This window comes from Gilliamella sp. ESL1225 (assembly GCF_058502635.1).
The window spans coordinates 186340-203839 of the sequence record NZ_CP196358.1 but is presented as its reverse complement, the minus strand read 5'-3'; the positions used below and the strand labels follow the sequence as shown (position 1 = coordinate 203839).

General features: G+C 36.3%; 15 protein-coding genes. 4 read left to right on the top strand and 11 right to left on the bottom strand.

Annotation, left to right across the window (positions count from 1 at the left end; translation table 11 throughout):
* Window positions 1-70: 70 nt before the first annotated feature.
* A complete protein-coding gene (locus tag ACSYSW_RS00870; protein ID WP_491705135.1) occupies window positions 71-1420 on the bottom strand; it encodes a 2-hydroxycarboxylate transporter family protein in 1350 nt (449 codons plus the stop codon).
* A 178-nt stretch (window positions 1421-1598) separates the two neighbouring features.
* Between ACSYSW_RS00870 and ACSYSW_RS00865 the strand changes: the two genes are divergently transcribed.
* Window positions 1599-3194, top strand: coding sequence for an ATP-binding protein (locus ACSYSW_RS00865; RefSeq protein ID WP_491705136.1), 1596 nt, complete (start codon window positions 1599-1601; stop codon window positions 3192-3194).
* Between the two features lie 15 nt (window positions 3195-3209).
* On the top strand, window positions 3210-3896 hold the full coding sequence (locus tag ACSYSW_RS00860; protein WP_491705137.1) for a response regulator: 687 nt from the start codon (window positions 3210-3212) through the stop codon (window positions 3894-3896).
* Between the two features lie 42 nt (window positions 3897-3938).
* Here ACSYSW_RS00860 and citG read toward each other — a convergent pair whose 3' ends face one another.
* From citG to ACSYSW_RS00810, 10 genes are all read right to left on the bottom strand, one after another.
* Window positions 3939-4832: a triphosphoribosyl-dephospho-CoA synthase CitG gene (gene citG / locus ACSYSW_RS00855; protein ID WP_491705138.1), complete on the bottom strand. Its 894-nt coding sequence runs from the start codon at window positions 4830-4832 to the stop codon at window positions 3939-3941.
* A gap of 95 nt (window positions 4833-4927) precedes the next feature.
* Entirely contained in the window at window positions 4928-5770 is an 843-nt protein-coding gene (locus tag ACSYSW_RS00850) for a hypothetical protein (RefSeq protein ID WP_491705139.1), read from the bottom strand.
* Window positions 5771-6371: 601 nt separating this feature from the next.
* On the bottom strand, window positions 6372-7307 hold the full coding sequence (locus ACSYSW_RS00845) for a putative type VI secretion system effector (protein WP_491705140.1): 936 nt from the start codon (window positions 7305-7307) through the stop codon (window positions 6372-6374).
* Between the two features lie 13 nt (window positions 7308-7320).
* Window positions 7321-7626: a hypothetical protein gene (locus ACSYSW_RS00840; protein WP_491705141.1), complete on the bottom strand. Its 306-nt coding sequence runs from the start codon at window positions 7624-7626 to the stop codon at window positions 7321-7323.
* Between the two features lie 26 nt (window positions 7627-7652).
* Window positions 7653-8588, bottom strand: a complete 936-nt coding sequence (locus tag ACSYSW_RS00835) for a putative type VI secretion system effector (RefSeq protein ID WP_491706272.1) — start codon at window positions 8586-8588, stop codon at window positions 7653-7655.
* 13 nt (window positions 8589-8601) lie between these two features.
* Window positions 8602-8925 (bottom strand): hypothetical protein, encoded by a 324-nt coding sequence (locus tag ACSYSW_RS00830; protein ID WP_491705145.1) that lies wholly within the window; start codon window positions 8923-8925, stop codon window positions 8602-8604.
* A 7-nt stretch (window positions 8926-8932) separates the two neighbouring features.
* Window positions 8933-9868, bottom strand: coding sequence for a putative type VI secretion system effector (locus ACSYSW_RS00825; RefSeq protein ID WP_491705146.1), 936 nt, complete (start codon window positions 9866-9868; stop codon window positions 8933-8935).
* 13 nt (window positions 9869-9881) lie between these two features.
* Complete coding sequence (locus ACSYSW_RS00820) at window positions 9882-13229, bottom strand: T6SS effector BTH_I2691 family protein (protein ID WP_491705147.1); 3348 nt, start codon at window positions 13227-13229, stop codon at window positions 9882-9884.
* A gap of 298 nt (window positions 13230-13527) precedes the next feature.
* Complete coding sequence (gene fmt / locus ACSYSW_RS00815; RefSeq protein WP_491705148.1) at window positions 13528-14469, bottom strand: methionyl-tRNA formyltransferase; 942 nt, start codon at window positions 14467-14469, stop codon at window positions 13528-13530.
* Window positions 14470-14520: 51 nt separating this feature from the next.
* Window positions 14521-16422 (bottom strand): SLC13 family permease, encoded by a 1902-nt coding sequence (locus ACSYSW_RS00810; RefSeq protein ID WP_491706271.1) that lies wholly within the window; start codon window positions 16420-16422, stop codon window positions 14521-14523.
* A 415-nt stretch (window positions 16423-16837) separates the two neighbouring features.
* Between ACSYSW_RS00810 and rplU the strand changes: the two genes are divergently transcribed.
* Both rplU and rpmA read left to right on the top strand, forming a co-directional pair.
* Window positions 16838-17146 carry a 50S ribosomal protein L21 gene (gene rplU / locus ACSYSW_RS00805; RefSeq protein WP_491705149.1) on the top strand — a complete coding sequence of 103 codons (309 nt, stop codon included), beginning with the start codon at window positions 16838-16840 and terminating at the stop codon, window positions 17144-17146.
* Between the two features lie 19 nt (window positions 17147-17165).
* A complete protein-coding gene (gene rpmA / locus ACSYSW_RS00800) occupies window positions 17166-17426 on the top strand; it encodes a 50S ribosomal protein L27 (RefSeq protein WP_491705150.1) in 261 nt (86 codons plus the stop codon).
* Window positions 17427-17500: the final 74 nt, after the last annotated feature.

Sequence of the window (17500 nt, the reverse complement as noted above, 5' to 3'; positions counted from 1 at the left end):
TTAAAAATTAAATAATTTACTTATTTAACAACTAATAACAACTAATGTGTGATTTAAAAACATCACACAATTACACTAAAAAATTTCCTAATATTAATAAAGAAACTGAAACATTAATTGCTCCACCAAGTCGAGTCGCAATTTGCGCAAAAGGCATTAACTCCATTCGTTCTGCTGCGGTTAAAATTGCGACATCACCAGTTCCACCTTGCCCACTTTGGCAACATGAAATAACAGCGGCGTCAACGGGATACATACCTAATTTTTTAGAAACAAAGAACCCAGTAACGACAAGGCTGACAACCGTACAAATAATGACAACTAAATTAACGATTGTGAAAGCTTCGATAATTTTGTCCCACGGTGTAATAGCAACACCAACTGCAAAAAGAATAGGATAGGTGACAGAAGTTTGGAAAAACTTATAAACAATTTGAGAGCCATTTATGACTTTAGGTGAAACGCCGTGAATTAATTTGACAAAAACGGCAGCAAACAACATTCCAACAGGGGCAGGAATTTGGGTAAGTTTATGACCAATCATACCAACCATATAAAGCATAGCAGCCAGTAAAACCCCTGAGGCAAGGTTAGTCACATCGAATTTAATTTCTTCAACAACGTTAGATTTAAAATTATTATCTTTATCCGATGGCGGGAGCAAACGTCCATTACCGGTTAAATGCGGGTAAGCTTTACCAATACGATTTAAGATACCCGCACATAAAATACCGGTTAAGCTACCTAACATAACAATGGGTAATACTTGACCTAATACTTCACCTTGATTTAAACCTAATATAGTTGCGTAACCAATTGAAAGTGGTATTGCTCCTTCACCCACGCCACCTGCCATAATCGGTAAAACTAAGAAGAAGAAAGTTTGAAATGGCGATAAGCCCAGCAAATAACCCACTCCAACACCAATAATCATACCGACAATCTCACCGGCTAACATAGGTGCAAAAATTCGTAAAAAACCTTGGATAAGCATGCGTCTATCCATACTCATAATACTACCTACAATAATACAACAAATGTAAAGGTACAAAATATGCGTACTGTTATAAAACACTGTTGTTGCCTCAACAATTGGCTTTGGCAATATGCCATAATAAACCATGGCTGACGGAATGAAGGTAGCACATATCGCTGCGGCGCCCATCTTACCAATTATTGGTAATCTTTTACCAATTTCGCCACACAAAAATCCAAAAAACGCACAAGTGACGATCATGACGACGATTTCTGATGGTAATTTATTCGTGACATAATATTCAGTAAAAATTAATATTCCGGCGAGAATAAAAAAAGGTAAAGGTATCACGCCTATCTTGTACTGATCCATCCAGCGCCACCACCCATAGGGCCAAAATTTTGTTTCTTTTGTCGTTTCTGTTTTTAATATTTTTTCTACCATGGCAAAATCTCCAAAAATAATACTAATAAATTAAATATCATCTTTGCAGATTCTAATGTTCATTTTTGTGACATACATCATTATTTAATTGTGGTTTTTATGGTTTTAAAGGCTCTATTAATTTTAATTAAATGTTAAAATTTTTATCATTCATAAATTCGATAATAATATCAATATTATGCGTAAATTTTGCTTTTATCGTTCCTTTTCACAAAAACTATTTATCGCGTTAACTTTGTTTTGTGCAGTAGGTATTTTATGTTCTTATAGCTATATTTGGCATGCAATGGAAAGCAATTTATATAAAAACATAGGTGAAAAAGCCTTACTTCAAGCCAAAGAGTTTGCTGTAATACCTGAGTTATCGAAAGCAATTCAGCAAAAAGATCATGATAAAATAAAATTAATTTTAGATTATTTATATCAACAAAGTGATGCTAGCTTTATTGTACTTGGTAATAATAAAGGGGAGCGCCTCTATCATAGTGGTAAAGCACCGTTATTTGTTCCTATGCAAGGTGGTGATAATGATGATGTTTTAAATGGTGATTCAATCATCAGTTTAAGGGATGGGTCATTAGGTTACTCATTACGCGGTAAAACGCCTATTTTTGATGATAATAAACAAGTAATTGGCTTAATTTCAGTAGGTTATTTATTAAATTACATCGAAAAAGAGCATCAAAATCAATTAATCCCATTATTTGCTTTTTTTGTGATTATTTTTTTAGGATTGTTTATTTTCTCTTTCATTTTTTCCTATTTTATTAAGAAACAAATGTTCAATTTAGAGCCGAAAGAAATCGCGTTATTAGTTAAAAAACAAGAAGCCATTATGGAGTCGATTTATGAAGGATTAATTGCCATTGACCTAAATTATAAAATTACGAATATCAATAAGGCGGCAAGGCAAATGTTATCCATTACAGAAAATACACAAAAGATCACCGGTACAAATATTAGCCATTATATTCATAATAGCCAATTGTTTATAGATAAAGTGCAACAAGATTACCACGATAAAATATGCTATTTAAACGATAAAATTGTCATCGTTAATTGCTTACGTGTGATTTGTGATAATAAAATTCTTGGTTGGGTGATTAGCCTACGCAATAAAGATGAAATCAGCCTATTATCAACGCAACTCTCACAAATACAACAATATGCAGATAATCTACGAACATTACGCCATGAACATCTTAATTGGCTTGCAACATTATCGGGCATGTTATATATGAAACGATATCGAGATGCCGAAGATTTTATTACCTTGCAATCGACGATTAATCAAGAACGTATTGATTTTATTACCCAAAATATTAAAAATCCCAATACCTGCGGTTTATTAATTGGTAAATGGTCAAGAGCACACGAATTAGGCTTAAATTTGATCTTTGATCCTGCTTGCCAACTGTCGTCCATTCCTAATAAATTGTCTGAAACAGAATTTAACTCAATTATCGGTAATTTAATTGATAATGCATTCAATGCCAGCCTAAAAAATCTACAAGGAAGTAAAGAGATCTATCTTTATTTAAGCGATGCAACCCATGAGGTTGTCATTGAAGTCAGTGACAATGGTTGTGGTATTGATCCCAAATTACACGATTCTATTTTTCAACAAGGCATTACAAGTCAAGATTCAAAACATCATGGCATTGGTTTATATCTTGTCGCGACTTATGTACAAAAAGCACTCGGATTTATTACTGTTGACCATAATAATCCAACTGGCGCTATTTTTTCCGTTTTTATCCCTAAATTCGTATAAATAAGGAGAGTCTAAATGAACACCGTTAATGTATTAATAGTTGAAGATGAACCTATTTTAGCCGAATTAAATACTGAATTTATTCAACGAAATGCAAAAGTCAATGTTGTTGGCATCGCCTCTAATTTAGCCGATGCTAAAATGATGTTAGATAAACTCAAACCTAATCTACTATTACTTGATAATTACTTACCTGATGGTTTAGGCATTGAATTATTCGACTATATTATTCTCAATAATATTCCAACTTATGTCATTTTTATCACAGCCGCGAGTGATATTGAAACGTGCAGTAAAGCAATACGTTTTGGCGCTTTTGATTATCTTGTTAAGCCAGTTTCATATCAAAGACTCAAACATTCTTTAGCGCGTTTTGAATTATTTATCTACCGACAAGGGATGCAAAAACATCTTAATCAACGGCGAATTGACGAATTATTTAATTTACAAACGAAAGATTTTGTCGATGCCAATCGTCACTCAAAAGGAATTGAAGATATTACCCTTCAAAAAATAAAAGATTTATTTATGAATAATCATCTTCCATTGACGGTTGATGAGATTGTTCGTCAAACGAGTATCAGTAAAACAACGGCGCGTCGTTATCTTGAATATTGTGTACAAACACAATTATTAACCATCGAAATTCATCATGGTAAAGTCGGTCGACCAGAAAGGCATTATAAAAAGCTTGGTGAATAGTCATCAAAAAAGAATAATAATTTATTCTTTTTTATCAGCCCTTCAATAAGGCAAAAACTGCGCTAAAAACCATGTAACAGCAATCAAATCAGCGCTACCGCCGGGGCTTAAATGCTTGCTAATTAATAGCTGATCAAAGGCAATCAGATCCGAAATGCAATTAGAATGAATTATTCCACCTTGCTCTAAAAGGTGCTTAGCATGATTTTGCACAAACAAAAGACCCTCAATACCACCGCGAGCAACCAAATTTGTGTCATTGTTATAAGCTAATAAATGCAACATGACTTGTAATAAAATGGTTTCGTCATCAAGGCCTTTTGCAGATAATGTAAAAAAAACAGGTAGGGCGATTTCAGTAACAGTTTTATATCCACTTTCCGCTTCACCGCGCGCACCGCTTAATTGATAAGTTTGATATAATTTTTCACCCGCAGTATGTGACTTATTTTGATTTCCTAACTCTTGCCTTACAAGACCTGCACACATTTTAGCGACATGTTCACAAATGGTAAGATAATTAACGGTCTTATTTTTTGCTTCTAATCGACCAATTATTGCTAAAATTAAACCAAAAGCAAAAATTGCCCCTTTATGCGTATTAATGTTTTTAGTTGCTGTAAACATCGCATTTTCGCAAGCCATGCCTATTTGCCTTAGTCCCGTTAAAAATAATGGGTAAGGTTGCTGGCTATTATCTCGTCCATAAAGATAAAACACATCTAACCAGGGCGAAATGGCTTCAATACTTACGATAAAAGTATAAAAATCCATATCGTTATGTGCACCATTATTAATAAGATCGACTAATCCTGGTTTAGGTGATAAACAAACCTCATTTAATAACGCAGTTTGCGCAAGCTTAGCTACCCGATAACGTGGCTCTTTTAACTGTTTTTTATCGAAGTTATGCTTTTTTATATTAGACAATATCATAAAATGCCCGTTTTAATTATATTATAATAATTATCTATTTATCCGTTAATTATTTATCTCAATATTACCAAAGTTATCAATATTTAGCTCATTTATCAATGTGACCCACAGCCACACGATGGCACGGTTTTTTGATCTTTAGGCTTTTTCGGCGCTGCTTTCTTAACCTTGGCGGGTTTAGGTGGTGTTACCACTGTTTTTTCCGGTTCAATTTTAATAGGCTCAAGAGCAGGCTCTGGAATTTTTTCAGGCTCGATGGTTGTAATGGTTTCTTCAGGTTTCGCTTCTATCTTTTCGACCTTTTCCGGTATGGTTATTTCTTCTGGTTTTATTTGTATCTCTTCAACTTTTTCAATTAGTGCTGCAATCACTTCGGGTGTTTCTGAGGTTTTTATTTGACGATAGAAGAAATACCAATAAGCTAATAATGCCAATAAAATCAACAATGCTAAACTTAAAAATAAGGGTAACAAGCGACAAAAAAGGCTTTTTTGTAATGGAGGAGCAGGATTAAATGCAGTCTTTGGCAACACAGGCGGTAAAAAAGTGTTAACCATGACAGGTTCATTATTAATAACATAAAACTGATTAGCTAAACTTTTAAGGCTCGGTAACCATTTTTTAACTAATTCATCGTCTGCCAGTTCAGATGATTGAATACTTGCATTAAGATCATCTATTCGCTTATCAAGCTTTTGTTGTATTTGCTTTTTAAGATGCTCATCTTGTATCGCCGATAATAATTGTGGCTGCCCTTCAAGACTAGAATACCATGCAATATATTTATCATTATCAATTAGCGTCGGTATTGCGAAAATCGAAAAAACGCGAGCTGATAAATAAGGCGCAATTAACGATAATAAGCGTTGATATTCGGTTAGTTGTGTTTGTTTTTCAGCATCATTTATATTAAATAATTCACGGACTAAACGCTGCATAATGTTATTCCTTTATCTTCATAAAAATTGTTATAAGCGAAGTAATAACCAAGTTTTATTCAAGGTGGCTTCTAACTTTTTAGTATCAATTCATTTTACTTTAATTTATTATTCACAATAAACTGATTTTGGCGTGAATTAAGCAGAACTTATATTGATGGTTTTTAAGATTGTACCTGCGGGATGATTAAATAATTAGTATAAGTCACATAATGCCTTAAATTCGGATAACGTCCCTATTATTTTAGTTAAGTTTTTAATCGATAAATTAGGTTCGATAATGTTGCTCCTGTTTCTGTAAATAACTTCTCTTTATTGCTATAGCATTCATCATCATTAAAATTAGCGTATGGCATAGTATTCCTTATATTAATTAAGTGGACCAAGACTTTGTAATTGTGCAGGCCAATTAAATAGATAAGGCGCGAATTCATCTTGTATTCTCTTGGTCTCCTCGGCTTGCCTTTTTTCTTCCAATAGGCGGGATAGTCGTGTTGATATAGGCCAAAATAACAACGCTTTAACCAATGTTCAATTTCATCATCTTTAAAGAGCGCAAAGAGCAGCTCAATCACAAATAATCCTAACGCCACCCACGGGGTTATTTTTTAGTTTTTGATTTTTTCTTACCAAAGACAACATCAAACTGATAATAAAAAAGACCGGGCTCGGAGCGTAAAAAGTTTTTTGCTGGTAAGGTGAACGCATATTTACTTGGCTCCCACTTTGATGGATATTTACCCGCTTTTAGTAATTCATCAATATGCTTGCGGGTCATTTTTCGTAAATTAATACTTTTCGGATTTTGCCAACCCAATGTCGTAAAAATTCGTTCAGCAAATAACGCAAAACTATTCCTAAAGGCTCGATAAGCATATATACCCGCAGCCCCTAGCATTAATCCCATTGCAGCAAATGAATCAATTAAATTTTCTAGTGTAAACTCAAAAGGTAACGTCACAAATAAAGAAAATAAAACATAAAATACAAAATAAGGTGGGATAACAAGTTGCAATAATCGCCAACGCCCGCCATTGCAAGGCGGAATAATCGAAATAATTTGTTCACTCGGTTTTAACATCGCATAAACCTCATAATGATTTTCATGTTGCTCAGCAACCACTTCAACCTCATCACCATCATGAAACTGGTAAAAACCCAGCCAACCTTTTAAATTAACGTCATCATTCAGTTTTGCCGTAAAATATAAGGCAGGGATATAATTATAGAGATCATCGTCATCATCGGTATGATTAAGCGCAGCTAATGCTCCTGTTGTATTACCGGTTAACATGGCCACTTTAGCACTGCGTCGCCATTGCCGTTTTTGTTTTTGTTTTTGTTCCGGCGTTAAATAAGCGCCATCAAGTAAGGGTGCATTACATGAAATAGCTTTAAACTCCGAAAGGACCCCTTTTAGTTTGACCAGTTTTTTGGCTGGTAATGTTGGGTTCTCAATTTGGATCCCCGTCTCTTTAAATAACTCTTCTTTATTTTCATAACATTTATCATCATCATTAAATTTAGCGTATGGCATAGTATTCCTTATATTAATTAAGTGGACCAAGACTTTGTAATTTTGCAGGCCAATTAAGTAGATAAGGCGCGAACTCATCTTGTATTCTCTTGCTCTCCTCGGCTTGCCTTTTTTCTTCTTGCTCTTGGTAATACGTATTAAGTTCTTGCTCATATTTTTCAAATATGGCTTTTAACGCATCCGTTTCTTCAGTCTGGGTTTTATAACTTTTTTTCTTCCAATAGGCGCGGTGGTCGTGTTGATATAGACCAAAATAACAACGCTTTAACCAATGTTCAATTTCATCATCTTTAAAGAGCGCAAAGAGCAGCTCAATCACAAATAATCCTAATGCCACCCAGGGGGTTATTTTTTAGTTTTTGATTTTTTCTTACCAAAGACAACATCAAGCTGATAATAGAAAATCCCAAGCTCTGAACGTAAAGCACTTTTTGCCGGTAAGGTAAAGACATATTTACTCGGATCCCACTTTAATGGATATTTACCCGCTTTTAGTAATTCATCAATATGCTTGCGGGTCATTTTTCGTAAATTAATACTTTTCGGATTTTGCCAACCCAATGTCGTAAAAATTCGTTCAGCAAATAACGTAAAACTATTTCTAAAACCTAAATATGCATATATACCCGCAGCCCCGAACATCAATCCCATTGCAGCAAATGAATCAATTAACTCTTCTAGTGTAAACTCAAAAGGTAACGTCACAAATAAAGAAAACAAAACATAAAAGACAAAATAAGGTGGGACAAAAAGTTGTAATAATCGCCAACGCCCGCCATTGCAAGGCGGAATAATCGAAATAATTTGTTCACTCGGTTTTAACATTGCATAGGCTTCGTAATGATCGTCGTGTTTTTCGGCAACCACTTCAACCTCATCACCATCATGAAACTGGTAAAACCCTAGCCAACCTTTTAAATTAACGTCATCATTCAGTTTTGCCGTAAAATATAAGGCAGGGATATAATTATAGAGATCATCGTCATCATCGGTATGATTAAGCGCAGCTAATGCTCCTGTTGTATTACCGGTTAACATGGCCACTTTAGCACTGCGTTGCCATTGCCGTTTTTGTTTTTGTTTTTGTTCCGGCGTTAAATAAGCGCCATCAAGTAAGGGCGCATTACATGAAATAGCTTTAAACTCCGAAAGGACCCCTTTTAGTTTGACCAGTTTTTTGGCTGGTAATGTTGGGTTCTCAATTTGGATCCCCGTCTCTTTAAATAACTCTTCTTTATTTTCATAACATTTATCATCATCATTAAATTTAGCGTATGGCATAGTATTCCTTATATTAATTAAGTGGACCAAGACTTTGTAATTGTGCAGGCCAATTAAGTAGATCAGGCGTGAACTCATCTTGTATTCTCTTGCTCTCCTCGGCTTGCCTTTTTTCTTCTTGCTCTTGGTAATACGCATTAAGTTCTTGCTCATATTTTTCAAATATGGCTTTTAACGCATCCGTTTCTTCAGTCTGGGTTTTATAACTTTTTTTCTTCCAATAGGCGCGGTGGTCGTGTTGATATAGGCCAAAATAACAACGCTTTAACCAATGTTCAATTTCATCATCTTTAAAGAACGCAATGAGCAGCTCAATTACAAATAATCCTAACGCCACCCAGGGGTTATTTTTTAATTTTTGATTTTTTCTTACCAAAGACAACATCAAGCTGATAATAAAAAAGACCGGGCTCGGAGCGTAAAAAGTTTTTTGCTGGTAAGGTGAACGCATATTTACTTGGCTCCCACTTTAATGGATATTTACCCGCTTTTAGTAATTCATCAATATGCTTGCGGGTCATTTTTCGTAAATTAATGCTTTTCGGATTTTGCCAACCCAATGTCGTAAAAATTCGTTCAGCAAATAACGCAAAACTATTTCTATAATATCTATAAAGATAAATACCTGCAGCCCCTAGCATTAATCCCATTGCAGCAAATGAATCAATTAAATTTTCTAGTGTAAACTCAAAAGGTAGCGTCACAAATAAAGAAAACAAAACATAAAAGACAAAATAAGAAGGGATAAAAACCTGCAATAATCGCCAACGCCCGCCATTGCAAGGGGGCATAATCGAAATAATTTGTTCACTCGGTTTTAGCATTGCATAGGCTTCGTAATGATCGTCGTGTTTTTCGGCAACCACTTCAACCTCATCACCATCATGAAAATGGTAAAAACCCAGCCAACCTTTTAAATTAATGTCATCATTCAGTTTTGCCGTGAAATATATGGCGGGGATATAATCATAACGATCATCGTTATCATCGGTATGATTAAGCGCGGCTAATGCCCCCGTTGTATTACCGGTTAACATGGCCACTTTAGCACTGCGTTGCCATTGCCGTTTACGTTTTTGTTTTTGCTTTTCGGTTAAAAATGCACGATCGAATAACGGTGCTTGGCAAGCAATAGCTTTAAACTCTGAAAGGATCCCTTTTAGTTTGACCAGTTTTTTAGGTGGTAATGTTGGGTCCTCAATTTGGATCCCCGTCTCTTTAAATAACTCCTCTTTACTGCTATAACATTTATCATCATCATTAAATTTAGCGTATGGCATAGTATTCCTTATATTAATTAAGTGGACCAAGACTTTGTAATTTTGCAGGCCAATTAAGTAGATAAGGCGCGAACTCATCTTGTATTCTCTTGCTCTCCTCGGCTTGCCTTTTTTCTTCTTGCTCTTGGTAATACGTATTAAGTTCTTGCTCATATTTTTCAAATATGGCTTTTAACGCATCCGTTTCTTCAGTCTGGGTTTTATAACTTTTTTTCTTCCAATAGGCGCGGTGGTCGTGTTGATATAGACCAAAATAACAACGCTTTAACCAATGTTCAATTTCATCATCTTTAAAGAGCGCAAAGAGCAGTTCAATCACAAATAATCCTAATGCTACCCACGGGTTTAAAAAGATAAGAACAAGTTGAATTAATGAGCCAAAAACCGCAATTGTGATAAACCGAATGATATTATTTCGTATTAAACTAATGACTACATTACCATACGTCTTTAAAAACTCGACAAGACTGGTATTTCTCATCTTAAAAAATAAATCAGCAGTACTAATCGCTTGATTAGCAAGAGACATACGATAAATGAATTTTTCACCACCTGTTTTTTGGCTGCTATCTTGCCCCCACATCACCCCAATTTGTGCCAGTCCCGAGATAAAACCAAAAATATTGCCACCAAATTTCACTTTACTTAATACACTCTCGCTCACCCTAAAACGTGTTGAATAATCCGTCGCTAAGCGTAAACTGAGCGATAACGCCGCCGAGCCTGCCACCGCAAGCTGGGCATTGATTTCATTTTGTTGTTTGTGAGTCTTTAAACTGTCATCATTCATCAGTTGAAAAAGATGATAGATTTGCAGTGCCAGTAATCCATAAACCACCGTACTATTAGCATGTTTAGCCGCTAACACGTTTCGGGTGATATCGGTAACCGCTTGGTATCCTCTCCCTATTTTTTGAGCCGTTAAATTAACATTGCTTTTTATGGCCATAATAAGTTGGGGGTTAATCTTATCGTAACCTTGTAACAGCGTGATGATAGTATCTCGCCTAAGCCCACGTGGCAGCGATAAAATTAACCATGCACGGGCAAATTCAGAGGAGACATTGCCCTCAATTTTTAGGAGATAACGTAATAATACCATGAGGTAAGAAGGGTAACTGGCTTTAACATTGTTGATATGTGCCGCGGTAATGGGTGAGCTTGGGTCTATAGTATGGCTCTCCCCCCGTTGACTATCGACAAAACTCAGCATCGCTTGGCCGGTATCTGTCACATAATGCGTCTCACTTTCAGAAAATATCGAATCTTTTAATTGTTCAATTTCAGTCGATAAATGAACAATTAATTCCCGATTGGGTGAGTCATCTTCTGCAAAAACCAATACCGTTTCTAACTTATCAAGTAAATCGCTATACGTCATCGTGTTAAATGATGTCGTTTTATCTAACGATAATAAAAGGGTCACAACACGGCGTTGCGTTGCCTTATCAATGTCTTTGTCTGCAAATACGGCTGACCATAAAATATTGTGCCCATTTAAGGTGTTATCTTCAACCAACTTAAGCATAAAGTCATTAATAGACGGCTCATCAATTCGCATGCCAAGTGTCATTAAAATGTCATTCGCAAATCCCCGATAATGACGACTATCACGTGCCATATCATCCGCCGCTAAGGATAGAGGATGACGGATGGCTAACGTCGAGCAATTGACCCACGCTAAGGTATCTTCAATTAAGGCACTCATATAGCTATCACACTTATTTAAAAACGTCGCATAATCGTGTTTGTAGTTTTCATAATAATCAACGTTTAAACAGTGTTTATATTTTTCCCATTCTTTATCGACTTTCACGTCCGTATTCTTTTTAGTCCACCTAATTTGATAAGCCTCAGCTTGCGTATGATAATGTGTCCACAAGGTATCGACTTGTTGTTTCAGTGACTTTAATTCGTCAATGCTTTCATGTCCCTTGAGTGAGTGAATGCGCTTTAGTAGGGAAAGATGAGCCCCATCCGTTAAATATTTATATCTATAATGATAGGTGATATAATTCATCAAACGACGAGCACTACGCGTTAAATCCGCATACCTTTCTCTTTTTTCGGCATTGTTTGTTAAATAGTGACTTTCTTTTTCAGCACGTAAAATAGTATCAATGCGAAATGCTAATAAACTGTCGGAGCCCGTTTTTGGACGAGGCATCAAAATACTTACTTGTGCGTCGGAGTCCCTGCTCGCTGCCTCCATGGCGGACTCGAAATTTTTAGCTTTATTGATAAATTGCTGATTTTTCTTATAGACAAAATTTGTATAATCCTTTTCTCTTTTGGCATATTCCCGCTCTTTAACCGTCTCTTCTAATAGCGAAATACTGCTACAGCTTGCATTTTGCCATTGGCGTTCATCTAGCACCGTTTTTAATGCATGGATAGCGCTATTACTCCAATGACTTAATTCAGCAGTAATACCGATACTATCCATCACAGCAACCATCATCGGCACTTTACCGCCATCATTACGCTCACCTTGTGCCATTTTGCTTGCCAAGTAATGCACATAAGATGAACTTGTCGACCTATCAAACTTTTCACCTCTGGTTTTGCCCCAGGGGGTTAAGGTAGCTCGACTTGTCATTCGTTCACGATGATAGGTAAAGGCTTTGCCTTCTTGATGACTGGTCGCTGAAATAGGCTGCTTAAAGCGTTCTTGCTGTGCATTGAGTGCTTCATCATAAACATAGGGAAAAATATACGGGTATCGATTGTTTAAATGATTAAACGGCTCCGTTAAACTCATCTCCATCACAGCAGATAGGTTTTGTTCATTGGCAACGGCTACGTTTTCTTGACCGGTTTGATACGCTAACCATTGCTTTGGTTGAATGATTTGCATACGTAAATTACGCAGCATCGGGTCATTTAAATATTGATATAAAGTCGTAAAACTCCAGCGGTGCTCACTAAAGGCAAGCCACGCGGTTTCACATTCCTCGGCTCTTGGCAGTGTGATAAATTGAATATTATGTGGTTGATGGTTTTTACTGCCACATAGGGGCGCTATGGGCGCTAAAGGGCAATAAACTTGACTCGTTAATAAATGTTGACCATACTCCATTGCAGCAACATCGCGGGTTAAGTCTTGCTGCCAAAATCCGCCTTCCTCATCGACACGATAAACCGATAGGGTTAGGTTTTCTTCATTGTTATAGTGGCTTAACAAATAAAGGTAACCCGCGCGCATGGCTCTTAAGGTATATTTGCTGTATTCACTTAGCTTAGGGAGATTTTCTTTTTTTACCCAATCAGGTAGGCTATTATGCATGTTGCTTGGTGCAACAGCATAACGCACCGGATAGATAGGTAATCCTTTTGATTGACAGACGTTGCATGCGCTCATTAGTTTACTCCTAGGATTTGATGATTAAAATCAACGGTTGTAAACGTCAAAGCATGCATTTTAGAAGGAAGTTTGTTGCTAAATAGTAAAAAAATGTTTTCTTTATACAAATTATAAATTAAATCTGCATTAAAGCAGATAAAATGCAGTTGAATCATTATATTATTTCCTTTCCTATTATAATTTAATCAACTTAATTAAGTTGATTTATATGGAAAAATACAATGATAATGAATGTAAAGCAAATAATTTATTTAGATTGTATACTTTTAGTAAAAATTATTTTCCAATTTTATTATTAATTATCCTCTAGCTTATTACCCACAATAAACCAATCTTGACGTGAATTAAGTAGATCTTGCGCTGACATGGCTTTTTTGCCAGCAGGTTGTAACTGGGTCATATTTAAGGCGCCGTCAGCGGTTGCAATGGTGATGCCATTTTTATCGGCATTTAAGATAGTACCTGCTGGCAGATGATGGGGGTTTAGTGCTGTGTTTGCTTGCCAGACTTTTATCGGTTCTCCTTGAATATTAAAATAACTCACTGGCCATGGATTAAAAGCACGTATGCTGCGCTCTAACTGTGCGGTGGGTAAGTTCCAATCCAGTTTGGCTTCTTGTTTAGATAATTTATCGGCGTAAGTGGCAAGTGTCGGCATTTGCTTTTGTGGATGTATTTCGCCTTGTTCAATTAATGTTAGGGTTGTTAATAATGCTTTTGGACCTAGTAGGGCTAATTTTTCGTATAATGAAGCGCTGGTATCATTTGATTCGATAGGGCAGGCTAGTTTATATAACATGTCACCGGTATCTAATCCCGCATCCATTTGCATTATCGTGATGCCTGTTTCATGATCGCCAGCTAAGCAAGCGCGTTGTATTGGCGCTGCACCTCGCCATTTTGGTAAGAGTGAGCCATGCACATTTAAGCAGCCTAATTTAGGTGCATCAAGTACGGCTTGCGGTAAGATTAATCCATAAGCGACAACAATCATTATGTCGGCATTAAGATCATGAATAATTTGCTGATTTTCAAGTGTTTTTAAGGTCGCGGGTTGATATATCGGTATGTCATGCGCTAAAGCTAAATTTTTGACAGGGCTCGCCGTAAGTTTATTACCACGTCCAGCAGGGCGATCCGGTTGTGTAAATACTGCGATCACTTCATGTTTTGATTCGATTAACGCTTGTAAATGTTTGGCAGCAAAATCGGGCGTGCCTGCAAAAATAATTTTCATAAATAAGTCCTAATTTGTCTGTCACTTTATAAAGTTATCTTCTTTCTTTTTTTAAAATGGAAAGAAAAGTGGTACTAAGGCGACATCGACCGCCATCACCAGAAAAGTTAATGGAACACCAATTTTAACAAAGTCACTGAAACTGTATCCACCTGGCGCAACAACCATGGTTTTTATCGGAGACGAGACTGGCGTAATAAATGATGCTGAAGTTGCGATGGCAACGGTCATGGCAAAAGGATAAGGAGAATAACCAAATTTTGTCGCAAGCTCAATAGCAATGGGAGCAATTAAAATGGCGGTTGCTGTGTTTGTAATAAAAAGTCCAACTGTTGAACAAAGTAAAAAAACAAACATTAATACCAGTCTTGGGCTAAGATCTTGTAAATAGTTTTCTAAACCACTTGAAATAAGGGCGATGCCGCCTGTTTTTGTGAGAGCTAGAGCAAAAGGCATCATACCGATAATTAATACCAAACTTGGCCAATGAATAGATTTATAGGCGCTATTCATATCAATGCACCGTGTTATTCCCATTAACAGACAGGCAATAAGAGCGGCAATGACGTTAGGGACAATACCTGTCACCATTAAGATAATCATGATGGCAAGATTGATTAATGCCGCTAAGGCTTGCGAACTTGCTGGTGCAATATCATCTATATCAGCAGGGTAATCTAGCACGACAAAATCATTTGTGCGGGTTTGTAATTTTTGGATTGATGCCCAGTCACCACAAACTAATAAGGTATCGCCCATTACTAATTTTTCTTGGAATAAATTTGTTGCATCAACAGGAGCATGATTTCGCCAAATACCGATAACTGTTAATTGATATTTGCCACGAAAATCAATTTCGTTAAGCGTTTTACCACATAAGCGAGATTCAGGTAATATTGCGACTTCTGCCATGCCGACTTCTTTGACTTCATCCGAGAAATATTCACCACGTAAAATTTTTGGCTCTAGGCTATTTTCGGTAATAAATTCGCGGTAGTCGGCGTCTGAGTGTGACATATCTAATAGTAAAATATCATTTTCTCGAAATTCGGTAGAGCCACGTACGGGAATTAACACTTTACGAAATTTACGCCATCGTTCAATGCCAATGACATTTACGCCATGTTGGCTACGTAGGTGTAAGCCGTCGATCGTTCGACCAATAAATGGTGATCCCATTAAGATCTGTGCTCGATGTGCACGTCCAATTAATTTATAATCGCGGATTAAATCAGTGATTTTGCGTCTATTTGATACAGATTGGGTTTGTTGCTGTTGTGCTGACGTGAGTAACCAATTACGTGTTAATACTGTATAAATAATACCAACAAATAAAACGCCAAGTCCAATTGGGGTAATGGAAAAAAATTTAAATTCGTCTAACGAGGCGCGATTTAATTCACTATTGACGACAAGATTTGGTGCTGTTGCAACTAAAGTCATCATACCGCTTATGAGCGCGGCTATACAAAGTGGCATCATTAATTTTTTTACGTGAATGCCTGTATGATTTGCAATGCTGATAACAACGGGAATAAAAATTGCAACCACTCCCGTCGAACTCATCACCGATCCTAATAAAGCAACACCAAGCATGATAAAGGTAATTATGCGGATATCATTTTTACCGGCGACTTTAAGAATATATTCACTAATCTTAAATGATACGCCTGTTCTAACTAAACACTCACCAATCACGAATAACAATGCGATTAAAACGATGTTAGGATCACCAAAACCAGCTAATACCTCGGCAGGCGTTAAAATACCAGTAAGCGAAATTGCCATAATGATAAGTAGGGCAATCACATCCATACGTAATTTACTGAATAAAAAAAGGAAAATGGCAATAAGAAGTAAGAGGCAAACTAAAATAAGTGGAAAATATTCAATAAAATAATTCGGGATCTTTGCCGACGCGACGATGCTATACCAAAATGATGACTGTCCCACAGACTTAAACTCGTTGATAGCAAAAAATAGCTTATATTTTACATTTATTTAAGCAAATGTGAATATACGTTTACAGGCTATTATTCATTAATTAACATAATCTCGACATTATTTATTGGTTAAATTTTTGGCTGTGCGCTTTATTTTTTGCATTTCTGATTTTGTACTATTACGTTTAAAAAATTACAGTTTTACTTGTATGATCTTGTTTATTTAAGCGATAACTAAAAATGAAAAATAACAAGCGGTAATCAAACAGTAACGAAAAGCAAAGAGATCATTTTATTTTTTTATGATCTTTTCTTAAACAGTACTTGCAACTATAACTATTTTTGCGTAAAATTCGCACCCTATATGATTAATCAACTCAGACATATTGAATCAGTAATTGTCTGTTTTTATTGCGGAGTTAAGTATGTACGCAGTTTTCCAAAGTGGTGGTAAACAACACCGAGTTAGCGAAGGACAAGTCGTTCGCTTGGAAAAATTAGAAATCGAAACCGGTGCACAAGTTGTTTTCGATAAAATTTTAATGGTAGCAAATGGTGAAGACATCAAAGTTGGTGCTCCGTTTGTTGAAGGTGCAACAATTAAAGCAGAAGTTGTTGAACATGGTCGTGGCGATAAGGTTAAAATTGTAAAATTCCGTCGTCGTAAACATTACCGTAAACAACAAGGTCACCGTCAGTGGTTTACTGATGTGAAGATCACTTCAATCGCTTAATAAATAGGAGTATCGAACAATGGCACATAAGAAGGCTGGTGGTTCATCACGTAATGGTCGTGATTCCCAGAGTAAACGTTTAGGTGTTAAACGTTACGGTAGTCAAGAAGTTCTTGCTGGTAATATTTTAGTTCGTCAACGTGGAACACAATTCCACCCAGGCATTAACGTAGGTTGTGGTCGTGACCATACTCTATTTGCTTTAATTGATGGGCAAGTTAAATTTGAAGTTAAAGGACCTAAAAATCGTCGTTATGTTAGTGTAGTTGCTAATAGCTAGTTTAGATGGTTTAGTGTTCAAGAAGCCTCACAAGTTTTGTGGGGCTTTTTTCGTTTCTTAACAAATACCTTATT

Bases quoted from the DNA above. Each gene is read 5' to 3' on its own strand.
- ACSYSW_RS00870 (WP_491705135.1), bottom strand. From the start codon at position 1,420: ATGGTAGAAAAAATATTAAAAACAGAAACGACAAAAGAAACAAAATTT.
- ACSYSW_RS00865 (WP_491705136.1), top strand. From the start codon at position 1,599: ATGCGTAAATTTTGCTTTTATCGTTCCTTTTCACAAAAACTATTTATC.
- ACSYSW_RS00860 (WP_491705137.1), top strand. From the start codon at position 3,210: ATGAACACCGTTAATGTATTAATAGTTGAAGATGAACCTATTTTAGCC.
- citG (WP_491705138.1), bottom strand. From the start codon at position 4,832: ATGATATTGTCTAATATAAAAAAGCATAACTTCGATAAAAAACAGTTA.
- ACSYSW_RS00850 (WP_491705139.1), bottom strand. From the start codon at position 5,770: ATGCAGCGTTTAGTCCGTGAATTATTTAATATAAATGATGCTGAAAAA.
- ACSYSW_RS00845 (WP_491705140.1), bottom strand. From the start codon at position 7,307: ATGCCATACGCTAAATTTAATGATGATGATAAATGTTATGAAAATAAA.
- ACSYSW_RS00835 (WP_491706272.1), bottom strand. From the start codon at position 8,588: ATGCCATACGCTAAATTTAATGATGATGATAAATGTTATGAAAATAAA.
- ACSYSW_RS00825 (WP_491705146.1), bottom strand. From the start codon at position 9,868: ATGCCATACGCTAAATTTAATGATGATGATAAATGTTATAGCAGTAAA.
- ACSYSW_RS00820 (WP_491705147.1), bottom strand. From the start codon at position 13,229: ATGAGCGCATGCAACGTCTGTCAATCAAAAGGATTACCTATCTATCCG.
- fmt (WP_491705148.1), bottom strand. From the start codon at position 14,469: ATGAAAATTATTTTTGCAGGCACGCCCGATTTTGCTGCCAAACATTTA.
- rplU (WP_491705149.1), top strand. From the start codon at position 16,838: ATGTACGCAGTTTTCCAAAGTGGTGGTAAACAACACCGAGTTAGCGAA.
- rpmA (WP_491705150.1), top strand. From the start codon at position 17,166: ATGGCACATAAGAAGGCTGGTGGTTCATCACGTAATGGTCGTGATTCC.